Source organism: Nostoc sp. NMS4 (assembly GCF_017115095.1).
GTDB lineage: Bacteria > Cyanobacteriota > Cyanobacteriia > Cyanobacteriales > Nostocaceae > Nostoc.
The window spans coordinates 1-15,217 of sequence record NZ_JABXKI010000089.1 but is presented as its reverse complement, the minus strand read 5'-3'; the positions used below and the strand labels follow the sequence as shown (position 1 = coordinate 15,217).

Genomic DNA, 15,217 nt, shown 5'->3' with positions numbered 1-15,217 from the left:
ACAGATGGGGTAAATGGATATCTTTTTGAGCCAACAGCAGATTTTCAAGGAGCGATCGCTGCTACTATTCGCCTATTAGAACAAAAACAACAACGAGACATCATCCGTAAAAATGCTCGTCAGGAAGCAGAAAGGTGGGGTTGGGCAGCTGCCACCAAGCAACTACAAGATTACTATCAAAAAGTGATATTTTCTCAACAGTTGGCAAAATAGGAGGTAGGGAGTGGGGAGATGAGGGAGCAGGGGGGCAGAGGAAGAAGAATTAATAACCATGCCCTATGCCTAAAATCTAAAATCTAAAATTCCCATGACCAAAATAGATTCATGATACAAGCCCATTTATTTATGGGGATTATTAATTTTGAATTTTGAATTTTTAATTCGGAGCGAAGCGACGTGACACTCCCCAATCCTGGCAGCGTCTTGGCTACATTAACTGAACTGACTCAAGTTAATCGTACTCACGCCCTACTGCGTCGCGTCAAAGACTTATCTGTTAATGAATTTGTTTGTTTACTCGACTTCATAACTGCTGAGTTCCAGCAATTTCTTAGAGCTATTGAACTGATTAATAATGAAGCTCTAGAAACTATGTTGGAGAAGGTTCTAGAAGCTATCACACTCAAAATTGGTCAAATTCTGCAAGCAGAACATACAGCCATTTTTCTAGTTGACTATGACAAAGGCCAACTGTGGTCAAAAGTTCCTCAAGATAATACTCAAAAATTCTTAGAAATTCGTACTCCCATCACAGTGGGTATCCCCGGTCATGTTGCTAGTACAGGTCAATATCTTAATATATCTGAAACTTATACTCACCCACTATTTAGCCCAGAACTTGAAAAACAAATGGGCTACAAAATCCGTAATATTTTATGTATGCCCGTTATCAGTAGCAAAAATCAGACTGTAGCGGTAGTGCAACTCGCTAATAAAACCGGGGATGTTCCGTTTAATCATGATGATGAAGAACGTTTTCGAGACTTTGCCGCTTCGATTGGGATTATCCTGGAAAGCTGCCAATCTTTTTATGTGGCGGCTCGTAATCAAAGAGGGGCAACGGCTTTGTTGCGGGCAACTCAGACACTGGGGCAAAGTTTAGATTTAGAAGCAACTTTGCAAATAGTCATGGAACAAGCTCGAATTTTAATGCAAGCAGACCGCAGCACACTGTTTTTATATCGTAAAGAGCTAAACGAACTCTCGACGAAAGTGGCAGCAGCAGCAGATGGCACAAACTTGATAGAAATTCGCATTCCTGCTAATCGTGGCATTGCTGGATATGTAGCTTCCACTGGTGAAGCCTTAAATATTTCTGATGCTTATAAAGACCCCCGCTTTGACCCGACTACAGATAAAAAAACTGGTTATATAACTCGTAATATTCTATGTTTACCAGTATTTAATTCTGCAAATGAATTGATTGGTGTTACACAATTAATTAATAAGCAACAAAACAGTTTTACTGCTTCTGATGAAGAGTTTATGCGGGCTTTTAATAATCAGGCAGGAATTGCCTTAGAAAATGCTCGCCTATTTGAAAATGTATTGTTAGAAAAACAGTATCAAAAAGATATTTTACAAAGTCTGTCAGATGCTGTAATTTCTACAGATATGTCAGGACAGATTGTCACGATTAATGATGCAGCCCTAGAGTTGCTAGGTTGTCCCATAGGAGACGCTAATAGTAAGAATAATAAGCTTTTGTGGGAACAAAATTTGATTGGTCGCTTAGTTTGGGAAGTTGTACCAATTGAAAATCTCCAAATGCGATTAGAAGATAGTCTAAAAACTGGAGCTAAACATTATGTGCCAGAGCAAAGTTTGCTGCTAGGACTTTATCAAGTGCCGAGTGCTGTTAGCGATAGCGGGGCGTTGAGCCAGTGTCGAGTAACTGAAACTCAGCACTCAATATTAGCACTGCGCGATCGCACTAACCCCGATATTTTTATTCCCTGGAATCAACCCCTGACTCCCCAATCTGAGTTTCTCACTTCTAATGAGGTACAAACATTAGAGCGCAATATCAATCTTACTGTTAATCCCCTGACTAACCCAGAAGGCAGTGTACGCGGTGGTTTGGTGGTGTTAGAAGACATTACTCAGGAAAAACGGATGAAAACTACCATGTCCCGCTACCTGACACCCCATGTCGCTGAACAAGTTATGGCACTGGGGGAAGATGCCTTAATGGTAGGCGAACGGAAAGAAGTAACTATCTTGTTTTCTGATATCCGGGGCTACACAACACTTACAGAAAATCTCGGTGCAGCTGAGGTAGTATTACTGCTCAATCAGTATTTTGAAACAATGGTGGAGGCGGTTTTTAATCACGAAGGCACTCTCGATAAATTTATTGGTGATGCCTTAATGGCCGTATTTGGTGCGCCGCTACCATTGACAGAAAATCATGCTTGGAGGGCTGTACAGTCAGCGTTAGATATGAGACGCCGCTTAGAGGAATTTAACCAACGGCGAATTATCCAGGCGCAGCCAGAAATTCGTATTGGCATTGGGATTAGTTCTGGGGACGTGGTTTCGGGTAATATTGGTTCCCCCAAACGGATGGATTACACCGTAATTGGAGATGGTGTAAATTTAAGTTCGCGCTTAGAAGCAGTAACTAAGGATTACGGTTGTGATATACTCTTGAGCGAATTCACTTACCAATTGTGCAGCGATCGCATTTGGGTGCGCCAGTTAGATAAAATTCGCGTCAAAGGTAAACACCAGGCGGTTAATATCTACGAGTTAATTGGCGATCGCACTACTGGGCTAGATGCCAAAACCCAAGAGTTTTTATTTCACTATCATACTGGACGCGCTGCTTATTTATCACGCAACTTTTCAGGAGCGATCGCCTGTTTTCAAGCCGCCAAATCCATCCAACCCCAAGACCAAGCTGTTGATATCCACCTAGAACGTGCGCGTAATTATCAACAAACACCGCCTCCAGAATCCTGGGATGGTGTCTGGACAATGCTTACTAAGTAGTCATTTGTCATTGGTCATTTGTCATTTGTCATTGGTCATTTGTCATTGGTCATTTGTCAGTTCCCCATGCCCCATGCCTCATGATTCAACCTTGAGCCTCTCCCTGGTCATCCTGAAACGGATCTTCGCCAATTCCTAGCTCTTTTTTGGAGCGTTTCAACTGTTTCCACAGATCCTTTATTTGCTCATAAGCTGCACCTGGAGGCACTTTACCACCTGTTTCTAAGTTGCAAATGTAACTTACCCGTTGAGCAAATTCCTGTAGATTCGCATTAAAAACCAAGTTTTCTGGCTTAACCTGACCGTAGTAGCGACCACGAGGGAAAATAAAATCATCCTTGTTCACTATTTTTTTCTCCATTCTTCAATTCACCTTATGTTTGGTTTGCTGAAGCTGAATCACTAGCTAGCCTAATCTTTCTTTCGTCAGATTGGGGTAAATTAAATAATCCAACTCCTTTTGCAACTGGTAATCCAGGAATTGGTTGATTTAGATTTTGCCACTAGAGGATAAAGCTTGAAATACTTTGTGTTGTAAATATTACAACAATAGAAAAGATTATATTTTTCTCTCTGTTGTCAATTTATCTCATCTTAATTTATGAGGTTTAAAGTGTAATTAGCTTCAGTCGAAACCTTGAGGTACAAATTATTATGACATACCAGTATGTCTAGGTAACTTATTTTATCAAAAAAAATCACAATCCTAGTAGTAAAACTACTTAGGCAAACATACTAGATACGAAAGCCAATTGTCCTCTATTAAAAGTTAGAGATTTAGTTCTCTAAATCTTTGGCAACTGGCTATTAAGCTGCGATCGACAAGAGAAAATTGGGCTAAGTATTGGTTATTAATTATCTTACCCTGCCCCCCAGCTTCCTTTAAATAGTCACCAATGGCTAATAGTTAATAACTAAAGATAAAATGGTGAAGCCTCAAAGGACAACTCTTGTCCATCGCCTAAAACACTACCTGCCACCATGTCTGTTAATTCCAAGTTATACGAAGGCAAAGCGAAAATTCTTTATACAACGGACGATCCGGAAGTCTTGTTGGCTGATTTTAAGGACGACGCCACGGCGTTTAACGCCCAAAAGCGTGGCAGTATCCAAGGGAAAGGAAAAATTAATTGTAGCATTTCCAGCCAGCTTTTTAAACAGTTGGAAGCTTATGGTATAAAAACTCACTTTATTGACAGCCCTGCCCCGAATCAAATGCGGGTAAGGGCTGTAAAGATTTTACCCTTAGAAGTGGTGATCAGAAATATTGCTGCTGGCAGTCTGTGTCAGCAAACAGGTTTACCAGTGGGTACAATTCTGAAACAGCCTTTGGTTGAATTTTATTACAAAAACGATGAATTAGGAGATCCTTTGTTGACACGCGATCGCCTGTACCTACTAGAACTAGCGACTGCGGAACAAGTAGACGCAATTACACATCTAGCATTGCAAATCAATGAATTTCTCAATAACTTTTGGCAGAGGTGTGGCATTACCCTAGTAGACTTCAAACTAGAGTTTGGTTTGGACTCACAACAGCAGTTGCTCTTGGCAGATGAAATTAGTCCCGACACCTGCCGTTTGTGGGATACCACAGAAAAGGACTCAAACCGGCGAGTAATGGACAAAGATCGTTTCCGCCGAGACTTAGGAAACGTAGAGGATGCCTACCAGGAGGTTTTACAAAGAGTGCTAAAAGCAGTAGAAACTACAACTTAACCAGGTAAAAACCAAAAGGTCAGAAGGAATTATATTTAACTTTTGCCTTTTGCCTTTTGCCTTGTAAAGTAAAAAAGCAAAAGAAAAAAATTATATTTTGAATTTTACCTTTGGCATGAGGGCATTATTGCCTTGTGATGGTGTGTGTGGTCGTGAATAGGAATCATAAGTAAAATGCGTTTATCTCCCGTATTGCTGGCAGCAGTAGCAATTGCAGCCCCTTTGGGTGGATCATTGAGTGCAAATGCAGAAACCGCCAACAGTTCAAAACAGACAACAGAAGTTTTGACACTAGAAACAAATCAGCAGCCAGAAAAGGACATTGGTCAGGTTAACTCTAGTAAAAATCTAGAATCTCGACCTAAATCTACAGGAGCTATAGAGGCGGAGCATCTAGAATCCCGCGTCGTCGCAATTTACCCTGCCAACCCAGCAGCGATACCTGCGGCAGTCACTGAGCGCAGCCGAAGTGCGGGCTACGCGACCCCAAAGGTAGTTGTGCCAACCTCTACAACGCCAACAACGGCACAAACCCCTCAAATCAATCCCAGCCCTACTCAACAGCCATCTCCGGCTCCAGAAATCCCACCGCCAGAAATTCAACAACCAACGCCTTCCCCAACCCCTGAGACCACTCCAGTCCCAGAAAATACAAATCCACCGACAACGGAACCTTTATTACCCACAACTCCAGAACCATCAACCGCTCCAGACATTCCCCCCCCAGCTAGCCAACAAAGAACACCTGCCCCATTCCCAGGCACTACTCCCAATCCCCAGAATGTTAACCCACCGACAACTCCTGGCAGTACCCCATTCCCAGGCACTACTCCCAATCCCCAGAATGTTAACCCACCGACAACTCCGGGGAATACTCAACCCAACGCAGCCCCAGAAGCCAACGATCCCCGCGTATTAGTATCGGAAGTAGTAGTTAGATCCCAAGCTGGCCAGCTATCACCAGAACTGGAAAGCCAAGTTTACAGAGTAATTCGTACCCAACCAGGACAGACAACAACCCGCAGCCAACTGCAAGAAGATATTAACGCCATCTTTGGTACTGGCTTCTTTTCCAACGTCCAAGCAGCACCAGAAGACACCCCCTTGGGAGTGCGGGTGAGCTTTGTTGTCCAGCCTAACCCCATCCTCAGTAAAGTAGAAGTGCAAGCCAATCCTGGCACTGGTGTCGCTTCTGTACTCCCAGCCAACACTGTGGATGAAGTATTTCGGGAGCAGTATGGCAAAATTCTCAACTTGCGTGACCTGCAAGAAGGCATCAAGCAATTAAACAAGCGGTATCAAGACAAAGGTTACGTACTAGCCAACGTGATTGGAGCGCCAAAAGTCTCTGAAAACGGAGTTGTCACCTTACAAGTAGCAGAAGGGGTAGTAGAGAATATTAGAGTCCGGTTCCGCAATAAAGATGGTCAGGAGACAGACGAGAAGGGACAACCAATTCGGGGAAAAACACAGGATTACATTATTACCCGAGAAGTGGAGTTGAAGCCAGGACAAGTATTCAATCGCAACACAGTCCAAAAAGACCTACAGCGCGTGTATGGGCTGGGACTGTTTGAAGATGTGAATGTATCCCTTGATCCTGGCACTGACCCCAGCAAAGTGGATGTAGTCGTGAATGTAGCTGAACGCAGCAGTGGTTCTATTGCGGCTGGGGCAGGGATTAGTTCTGCTAGCGGACTTTTTGGAACAGTTAGCTATCAACAGCAAAACCTGAACGGTCGGAACCAAAAACTGGGAGCAGAAGTACAGGTGGGAGAACGGGAACTGTTGTTTGACCTGCGGTATACCGACCCCTGGATCGCAGGAGATCCTTACCGGACTTCCTACACAACCAATATTTTCCGCCGTAGTTCTATTTCGTTGATTTTCGATGGTAAAGATCAAGACATTAGAACATTTAATCCAGGTAATCCCACCGATGTAAATTCTCAGGATCGCCCCCGCATTCTGCGTGTAGGTGGTGGTGTCACCTTTACCCGTCCCCTCTCTGCCAATCCCTACAAAACTTCTGTCTGGACTGCCTCAGCAGGTTTACAGTATCAACGAGTTTCCGCCCGTGATGCTGATGGCAATCTCAGAAAAACAGGAGCGGTATTTGATGATAATACTGGAAACCGCCTCAGTGAGGAAATTCCCCTGACCCTCTCTAGCACAGGTCAAGACGATTTACTACTGTTGCAAGTAGGGGCACAGCGCGATCTTCGTAATAATCCCCTGCAACCTACTAGCGGTTCTTATCTGCGTTTTGGAGTCGATCAGTCAGTCCCTGTGGGGTTAGGCAGCATCTTCCTTACCAGATTGCGGGGTAGCTACAGCCAATATTTACCCATTAAGCTGATTAGCCTCAGCAAAGGGGCACAAACCTTAGCATTTAACCTACAAGCAGGAACCATCATCGGTGACTTGCCTCCCTACGAGGCTTTTACCCTTGGAGGTAGCAACTCCGTCCGGGGTTATGAAGAAGGAGCATTAGGTAGTGGACGCTCTTATGTGCAAGCATCAGTTGAGTATCGGTTTCCAGTTTTTTCAGTAGTTAGTGGCGCACTATTTTTTGATCTCGGCAGTGATTTGGGAACTAGTACCAGGGCTGCTGAAGTGTTGAACAAAAATGGCAGTGGCTATGGTTATGGTCTTGGGGTTCGCGTCCAGTCTCCACTAGGGCCAATTCGGATTGACTACGGTATCAACGATGAAGGTGATAGCCGGATTAATTTCGGTATTGGGGAAAGATTTTAATTTGTCATTAGTCATTGGTCATTGGTCATTGGTGAATCACAAAGGACAACTGACAAAGGACAAATGACAATTAACTTTTTTGGATTAGCTTGCTAATTTTTACATTTACCTCAATACTGTTCCGATAAAGGGATTAATGACATTTTTCGGGGAATATCAGGGATTTTACCAAAACAGACGATGAACAATACTAAAGGAAATATATTGACTTTTCGGCTATGCAACAGCACACTCTAGCAGCCCAAATCACCCAAATAGGGGTGGGACTGCATAGCGGTGTAAATACCCAGGTGCGGATACTACCAGCCGAGGCGGGAAGTGGACGTTACTTTGTGCGGGTAGATTTACCGGATTTGCCGATTGTTCCAGCCCAAGTTGCAGCAGTTAGTCACACTGTTCTCTCAACTCAGTTGGGTAAAGGTGAGGTATATGTTCGCACAGTAGAGCATTTGTTGGCAGCACTTTCGGGTATGGGCGTGGATAATGCCCGGATTGAAATTGATGGGCCAGAAGTCCCACTTTTAGATGGTTCAGCAAGTGTGTGGACAGCCAATATTGCCCAAGTTGGCTTAGTATCACAACCCGTTAATAACCAAGTTACCTTGGCTATTACAGAACCAATATGGGTCTATCAAGGGGATGCCTTTGTATGTGCCGTCCCAGCAGCAGAAACCCGCTTTAGTTACGGTATTGATTTTGACCTGCCCGCCATTGGGAATCAATGGTATAGTTGGTCACTAACTGCCGAACTAGAAAAAGCTTCTGCTAGCTTTGCTGCGGAAATTGCTCCTGCCCGTACTTTTGGGTTACTGCATCAAATTGAACACTTACAAAAAACAGGGTTAATTAAAGGTGGTAGTTTGGATAATGCACTCGTTTGTGGGCCAGAAGGCTGGCTAAATCCACCATTGAGATTTGCAAATGAGCCAGTCCGTCATAAAATCTTGGATTTAGTAGGAGATTTGAGTTTACTAGGAACTTTTCCTTGCGCTCATTTTTTAGCGTATAAAGCCAGTCACAATTTACATATTCAACTGGCTCAGAGAATTTTAGATTTGGGATTAGAACTAAAGCCCAAAATCTAAGATTATTAAGATTTGGATATACGTCTGCCTACTCAACTTTCAGATGAAAAATTAACTACACGGCCAATGTCAATCCTCACTGAAGTGAATACCATCGATACGACTACACCTACATCTACCGAACCAGAGGCTATAAATGAGATTACAATCAGTTCTGAGATTAAAACAACTTTCACATCTGAAGAAATTCAGAAATTGCTACCCCACCGCTACCCATTTTTACTTGTAGACAAAATAATTGATTACGTTCCAGGTAAAAAAGCTGTTGGGGTTAAAAATGTCACTATCAACGAACCCCATTTTCAAGGACATTTCCCTGAACGTCCACTGATGCCAGGGGTGCTAATTGTGGAAGCAATGGCACAAGTTGGGGGCATTGTCCTAACTCAAATGTCTTCGGTTGAAGGCGGGCTGTTCGTCTTCGCTGGTATCGATAAAGTCCGCTTTCGCCGCCAGGTCGTGCCGGGGGATCAACTAGTAATGACGGTGGAACTGTTATGGGTAAAACAACGTCGTTTCGGTAAGATGCAAGGTCGTGCCGAAGTTGATGGTCAACTTGCTTGTGAAGGGGAATTAATGTTTTCTTTAGTTAGCTAAAAGTTTGCTTTCGTGGTGTGGGCATAGCCGTGAAATGCCCCTACTGAATCCTGAAAAAGGATAACAGTTAAAAAAAATCCACAACAGCATCTGATAATTTCTTGATTTTCGCCGCACTCACAAACACACTTAACTTGCTTTGCCCGACACTTTCGTTCACTGAAATATTTCACGCTCAACAACGCCAGTCGCCTCAATGGGGCGGTAGTCTGTACAACTCTACCAGAGTAACGCGCTGCCTCAAAAAACCCGTCTGGCGCTGGATTATTAAGACAGTTCTGGAGATTCACCCTTGAAAACGCTAATTCATCCAACTGCTGTAATTCATCCGAAATCGGAACTCCACCATACAGTGCAAGTCGGTGCCTATGCTGTGATTGGAGCGCATGTTAAAGTTGGCCCGGAAACAATAATCGGCGCTCATGCAGTGCTAGAGGGTCCTTGTGAAATTGGGGCGCAAAATCAGATTTTTACAGGTGCAGCCATCGGCATGGAACCCCAGGATCTGAAGTTTGTGGGAGAACCAACCTGGGTCAAAATTGGTGATAACAACTTAATTCGTGAGTACGTTACTATTAACCGCGCTACCGGTGCTGGTGAAGCGACGGTAATTGGTGACGGTAATCTTTTGATGGCTTATGTTCATGTGGCTCATAACTGCGTCATTGAAGACCAGGTAGTGATTGCTAACTCTGTGGCGTTGGCTGGTCATGTCCATATAGAGTCACGTGCTAGGCTCAGTGGGGTTTTAGGTGTCCATCAATTTGTGCATATTGGTAGACAAGCAATGGTGGGAGGTATGGCACGGATTGACCGCGATGTAGCCCCATATATGCTAGTGGAGGGAAATCCGGCGCGGGTGCGAACCCTCAATCTTGTCGGACTCAAACGGTCTGGTATGGACTCAGCAGATTTGCTGATGCTGAAAAAAGCTTTTCGCATTCTCTACCGTTCTGATTTGTCTTTTAAAGATGCTTTGGAACAGTTGGAATTATTAGGGGATAGCGAAGAATTGCAGCATCTGCGACGCTTCTTGCTACTTTCTCAAATGCCTGGAAGACGTGGCTTGATTCCCAGTAAAGGGAAAAAAGGCGCAAGTGATGAATCGTGAGTTAGGAGTTAGGAGTTAGGAGTTATGAGTTATGAGTTGATTAATGAAATTTTTTAACTCTTCACTCCTGATTCCTAACTTTTAACTGCTAACTCCTGTGCAGACGCGATTAATCGTGTCTCTAACAGCTAACTCCTAACTTTAATTATGAAATGCGGATATTTATCAGTACTGGCGAAGTATCTGGCGATTTGCAAGGGTCGCTACTAATTTCAGCACTGAAGCGTCAAGCTGTGGCGATTGGGTGGGAATTAGAGATTGTGGCGTTGGGTGGCGAAAAAATGGTAGAGGCTGGGGCAACTCTGCTGGGGAATACCAGTAGTATTGGTTCAATGGGTATTCTCGAAGGGCTACCTTATGTTTTACCGACTCTTCAGGTGCAACGTCAAGCGATCGCTTTTTTAAAACAAAATCCACCAGATTTAGTAGTGCTGATCGATTATATGACTCCCAATCTGGAAATTGGGACTTATATGAAACAGCATCTGCCTGATGTGCCTGTAATATATTACATTGCTCCTCAAGAGTGGGCTTGGTCAATAAGTTTGCGTAGAACTCATCGGATTGTTGGTTTTACAGACAAGCTGTTGGCAATCTTCCCACAAGAAGCCCGTTACTTTAGCGAGAAAGGCGCAAAAGTTAGTTGGGTAGGACATCCTTTGGTTGATAGAATGCAAGATGCTCCTAGTAGGGAAGCAGCTCGGGCAACATTGGGAATTGCACCAGAAGAAATTGCGATCGCACTTCTCCCCGCCTCTCGCCGCCAAGAACTAAAATATCTTTTACCAATTATTTTTCAAGCTGCCCAAACTATTCAAGCGAAATTACCTGAAGTTAGTTTCTGGATTCCCCTCTCGCTGGAAGCTTATAGACAGCCAATTGAGGAGGCTATTGAGCGTTACGGTTTACGGGCTAAAGTTCTATCAAGTCAACAAATGGAAGTTTTTGCTGCGGCTGATTTAGCTATTAGCAAATCTGGTACTGTCAATCTAGAACTTGCTCTGTTGAATGTGCCGCAAGTTGTAGTTTATCGCCTAAGTGCGCTAACTGCTTGGATAGCTCGGAAAATCCTCAAAGGTTCTATAACCTTTGCATCGCCACCTAATTTAGTAGCGATGAAGGCGATTGTGCCAGAATTTTTACAAGAGCAAGCCACACCAGATAATATTATCCAAGCAGCAATGGAACTGCTACTCAATCCCAGTCGCAGAGAGCAAACTTTGCTAGATTATGAAGAAATGCGGCAGAGTTTAGGAGAAGTTGGGGTGTGCGATCGCGCGGCTCAAGAAATTTTGCAAATGCGACCAAATAATTCGTAATTTATAATGACGAATTGGATTGGGGTATCATGGCTTATGAGATGAAAAAACAAAGAGCGATCGCAGTTGATTTGTTTGCTGGCGCGGGCGGTATGACTCTTGGCTTTGAACAAGCTGGTTTTGATGTGCTAGCGTCTGTGGAAATTGACCCAATCCACTGTGCAACACATGAGTTTAACTTTCCTTATTGCTCAGTGTTATGTAAAAGCGTTGTGGATACAACCGGGGAAGAAATTAGGAGTCGGTCTAAGATTGGCGATCGTGAAATTGATGTGGTAATTTGTGGCTCACCATGTCAAGGATTTTCTCTAATTGGAAAACGGGCTGTTGACGATCCCCGAAACTCTTTGGTGTTTCACTTTCATCGGCTGGTTTTTGAACTAAAACCAAAATTCTTTGTAATGGAAAATGTTCGGGGTATCACAGTTGGCGAACATAAACAAATCCTCCAAATCTTAATTAGTGAATTTAAAATATCTGGCTATAAAGTAGAAGAAAATTATCAAATTCTCAACGCTGCAAATTACGGAGTCCCACAATCCCGTGAGAGATTATTTCTCATCGGTGCAAGGGAAGATGTAGAGTTACCAAAATACCCTCAGCCGATTACTAAAAAAGCGTTAAATAATTTAATTACTAAAAAAATATCTGATATTCCATTGAGTCCGACAGTATGGGATGCAATTGGAGATTTACCTGAAATAGAAAAATATCCTGAGTTACTAACAAGAGATTGGGTGATTGCAGAACACAAAAAGCCTAGTAACTATGCTCTTATACTTCGCGGTATCAAATGCCTAGACGATGATTATTCTTACAAACGAAAATATGATTTGCGAATACTTTCTTCAAGTTTAAGAACAAAACATTCTGCGGAAACTATTCAACGTTTTCAGGATACTCAACAAGGTGAAAGAGAAAAAATTAGTCGTTTTTATAAGCTGCATCCTGCTGGTGTCTGTAATACTTTAAGAGCCGGAACAGACAAGTATCGGGGTTCTTTCACATCTCCTAGACCGATTCATCCATCTACACCGCGTTGTATTACAGTTAGAGAAGCGGCGAGATTGCATTCTTACCCCGATTGGTTTAGATTTCATGTAACCAAATGGCACGGATTTCGACAAGTTGGTAACTCTGTACCACCTTTGCTAGCCAAGGCTGTGGCGAGTGAAATTATTCGCAGTTTGAATATTTCGCCTTTTAAACCGAGTTTGAGATACGAGTTGCCAGAGGAGAAACTATTACAATTTAATATGTCGCAAGCGGCACAATATTATCAGCGTGACTGGTAAGTTGTAATCAGGGCTATTTCATTCTCATCTAGTCCGCCTCAGAATGAATTCTGAGTCTAATAGCGAAAGTCGTCTAAAGACGACTAAGACTCATGTTATAGTCCGTTTTAACGGACTTTAGCTAAAAGCCAAAGAACTTCAGTTCTGGGCGGTTTCTGTCTAGAATGAAATAGCCCTGAGTTGTAATATCTGCAAGATTTCACTATCTCAACCCTTCGTCAAACCTTTCAACTAATTAGACAGCCTCTCCACCACTACTCAGTTTTTTCTTGAGTATCTCTTCCATTTCCCTCAAATCCTCGTTAGTTTGAGGGAATGGATATGTCGGACTATTAGGACTTCTCCGTTTGATTAATGCCTCAATCGCTTCATCATCTTCACGATGAACTAAAATATATGCTCTAAGTTCTTGTCGGGACATTTTGCTAAAGTCGGGCTTCGTCATTGTTAAACTCCCATTGACCATCCGAAAAAATTGATAGTTTGCGGCTTAAGGGATTTCCAAGAAATAAATTATCCAAATAAACGAACCACAGAGACAAGGCAGCGCGGTCTTGGGGGTTTCCCCCATGAGTGACTGCCGCGCAGAGAACACAGAGAGAGGAGAAATAGAGAGGATTTTCGCGTCAGTTTTGGGATATTTTTTTATGGCGGGCTGTACTAAGTCCAAGCACGGAAAAATGTGCTATCTTCCCAAAGATTAGCAGTTTGTTGTGCGATCGCTGTTAATTCTTCCTTTTTAAGGGGCACAAAAGCCCGCGCTATCTTGACATTATTCTCTAATTGTGCAATCGTCTCTGCTGCAATTACACAACAATGAACTCCAGGCTGAGACAGTGTGTAACCTAAAGCTTGTTGCATACCTGTCAACCCACCTGATTTAAACAGCCGACCATAAGCCGGGACTTTCATCGCAATCACACCGACATTTTTTTCTTGAGCAACTGGTAAAACTACCGGAATAAATGGACGTGGGTGATGTTTATCGGCGGCATTCACAGGTATGAGTGTAGTGTGGAAAGGATAGCGACGTAACCCTTCGGCAATTACTTGAGGGTCGTGATGTCCGGTAATACCTGCGAAGCGCACCAATTTTTGTTGTATGGCTTCTTCTAAAGCTTTAATTGCACCAGATGGACTAAAGATGGTGTCGAGTTCTTCGGAAAAAGAAACGTGATGCAACTGCCACAAATCGAGATAATCTGTATTGAGACGTTTAAGCGATCGCTCCAATTCTCGCCATGCACCATCTCGATCTCTTTTATCGGTCTTGCTTGCTAGAAACAGCTTTGAACGATGTGGTGGTAGCACTTTGCCTAAATAATCTTCACTCGGCCCATAACTAGGTGCTGTATCAAAGTAGCGAATGCCAAGTTCTAGCGCTCTTTGAATAATTGCCGCAGCATCACTCTCTTTTCCTTCCCAGGATAGCGGCGTTTGTCCTGCTCCTCCTAACCCAAAGATCGGGAGTTTTACTTCTGTGCGCCCGAGTAACCGTTCTGGCATGGTTGCTGGCGGTGTTGCGGTGTTGCTAGCATTTTGCTGTAAAGCACTAGTTGCCACAATGCCGCCAGTTACAGCAATGCTGGTTATTAGGAAATTACGCCGCGTTTTTCCTTCTGTCATGATTGGCTTTGGGGGCGAAATTACTTTTATTATAAATTCTAGCTAGGGAGAATTAATCTCAGAAAGCAAAATTACTGATAGTTCAGGAATATTACGAAAGCGCCGATCGTTAGCATAGATCCAAATGTTGGTATCGAGGTAGACTCGTGTGCCTTGAATAGCATCTAGAATTCCCATGCATCTCGTTCTTGGCGAATAAACTTATCCACTTCTTCTGGTGTGGCAAAACTGCCTCTAGCAGAGCCGATAAAGCTAGTTAGAGGCTTTTCAAAATGCTTTGGGGGTGACTCCAGAAGTACTATCACTTCGACAGTTGCACCTACTGGAAGTTCTGGAGAACAGATTTCTACTACACCACCAGGTTTGACGATCGCCTGTTGTCTGAGTCCATTAAGCATGATAATTTATCCTCGTTAGTGTCGGAATATCACACTCCTTTTTCTAGTTTAGCTTTGAGGTGCGATCGCTATACTAGAAATATCAATCTCATCTATTAACTGTAATGACGATCAAAGAATTGCTATTACAAGAAATTGACAACACTCCAAACGAACTGCTGCTTGATCTACTTGAATTTTTGAAATCACTCAAAACAGCCCCAAAACAGCCCCTAGCCACATACAAAGAACTCTTAGAACGCATTGATTACTTAGAAACAATAGTAGGTATTCGTAAAGGACTAGATGAGTTTGAGCAGGGTGAAGGAATTCCTGC

General features: G+C 43.2%; 14 protein-coding genes and 1 pseudogene. 10 read left to right on the top strand and 5 right to left on the bottom strand.

Translation table 11 applies throughout. From position 1 onward, the window contains the following. A pseudogene (locus HWQ37_RS06100) lies at window positions 1-213 on the top strand (glycosyltransferase family 1 protein); the annotation flags it as partial. Between the two features lie 183 nt (window positions 214-396). Then, on the top strand, window positions 397-2,994 hold the full coding sequence (locus tag HWQ37_RS06095) for an adenylate/guanylate cyclase domain-containing protein (RefSeq protein WP_292744942.1): 2,598 nt from the start codon (window positions 397-399) through the stop codon (window positions 2,992-2,994). 85 nt (window positions 2,995-3,079) lie between these two features. Here the strand turns inward: HWQ37_RS06095 and HWQ37_RS06090 are convergent, their stop codons facing one another. Continuing rightward, the gene (locus HWQ37_RS06090; RefSeq protein ID WP_292744941.1) at window positions 3,080-3,355 is read right to left on the bottom strand and encodes a DUF7219 family protein; all 276 of its coding nucleotides are present in this window, start codon (window positions 3,353-3,355) and stop codon (window positions 3,080-3,082) included. A gap of 620 nt (window positions 3,356-3,975) precedes the next feature. On the opposite strand from HWQ37_RS06090, the gene purC reads away from it, so the two are divergent. The 7 genes from purC to HWQ37_RS06055 all read left to right on the top strand — a co-directional run bounded on the left by purC (window position 3,976) and on the right by HWQ37_RS06055 (window position 12,877). Next, window positions 3,976-4,713 (top strand): phosphoribosylaminoimidazolesuccinocarboxamide synthase, encoded by a 738-nt coding sequence (purC, locus tag HWQ37_RS06085; RefSeq protein WP_292744939.1) that lies wholly within the window; start codon window positions 3,976-3,978, stop codon window positions 4,711-4,713. A 174-nt stretch (window positions 4,714-4,887) separates the two neighbouring features. Continuing rightward, entirely contained in the window at window positions 4,888-7,470 is a 2,583-nt protein-coding gene (locus HWQ37_RS06080; protein ID WP_292744937.1) for a BamA/TamA family outer membrane protein, read from the top strand. 218 nt (window positions 7,471-7,688) lie between these two features. Then, the gene (gene lpxC, locus HWQ37_RS06075) at window positions 7,689-8,555 is read left to right on the top strand and encodes a UDP-3-O-acyl-N-acetylglucosamine deacetylase (protein ID WP_292744935.1); all 867 of its coding nucleotides are present in this window, start codon (window positions 7,689-7,691) and stop codon (window positions 8,553-8,555) included. 66 nt (window positions 8,556-8,621) lie between these two features. Further along, window positions 8,622-9,152, top strand: a complete 531-nt coding sequence (gene fabZ, locus HWQ37_RS06070; protein WP_292744933.1) for a 3-hydroxyacyl-ACP dehydratase FabZ — start codon at window positions 8,622-8,624, stop codon at window positions 9,150-9,152. A gap of 292 nt (window positions 9,153-9,444) precedes the next feature. Then, entirely contained in the window at window positions 9,445-10,263 is an 819-nt protein-coding gene (gene lpxA, locus HWQ37_RS06065) for an acyl-ACP--UDP-N-acetylglucosamine O-acyltransferase (RefSeq protein WP_292744931.1), read from the top strand. Window positions 10,264-10,415: 152 nt separating this feature from the next. Beyond that, a complete protein-coding gene (gene lpxB, locus HWQ37_RS06060) occupies window positions 10,416-11,582 on the top strand; it encodes a lipid-A-disaccharide synthase (protein ID WP_292744929.1) in 1,167 nt (388 codons plus the stop codon). A gap of 41 nt (window positions 11,583-11,623) precedes the next feature. Beyond that, the gene (locus tag HWQ37_RS06055; RefSeq protein WP_465249671.1) at window positions 11,624-12,877 is read left to right on the top strand and encodes a DNA cytosine methyltransferase; all 1,254 of its coding nucleotides are present in this window, start codon (window positions 11,624-11,626) and stop codon (window positions 12,875-12,877) included. Window positions 12,878-13,112: 235 nt separating this feature from the next. Here HWQ37_RS06055 and HWQ37_RS06050 read toward each other — a convergent pair whose 3' ends face one another. The 4 genes from HWQ37_RS06050 to HWQ37_RS06035 form a co-directional block, all read right to left on the bottom strand. Beyond that, window positions 13,113-13,322, bottom strand: coding sequence for a DUF6887 family protein (locus HWQ37_RS06050; protein WP_292744914.1), 210 nt, complete (start codon window positions 13,320-13,322; stop codon window positions 13,113-13,115). 215 nt (window positions 13,323-13,537) lie between these two features. Next, window positions 13,538-14,503 (bottom strand): aldo/keto reductase, encoded by a 966-nt coding sequence (locus HWQ37_RS06045; RefSeq protein ID WP_292744912.1) that lies wholly within the window; start codon window positions 14,501-14,503, stop codon window positions 13,538-13,540. Window positions 14,504-14,545: 42 nt separating this feature from the next. After that, the gene (locus HWQ37_RS06040) at window positions 14,546-14,680 is read right to left on the bottom strand and encodes a hypothetical protein (protein ID WP_292744910.1); all 135 of its coding nucleotides are present in this window, start codon (window positions 14,678-14,680) and stop codon (window positions 14,546-14,548) included. Continuing rightward, entirely contained in the window at window positions 14,668-14,901 is a 234-nt protein-coding gene (locus tag HWQ37_RS06035) for a hypothetical protein (RefSeq protein ID WP_292744908.1), read from the bottom strand. Before HWQ37_RS06035 ends, HWQ37_RS06040 begins: the two co-directional genes overlap by 13 nt. 104 nt (window positions 14,902-15,005) lie before the next feature. On the opposite strand from HWQ37_RS06035, the gene HWQ37_RS06030 reads away from it, so the two are divergent. Further along, window positions 15,006-15,217 (top strand): prevent-host-death family protein (locus tag HWQ37_RS06030; RefSeq protein ID WP_292744906.1); only part of this gene is annotated, 212 nt, incomplete at its 3' end.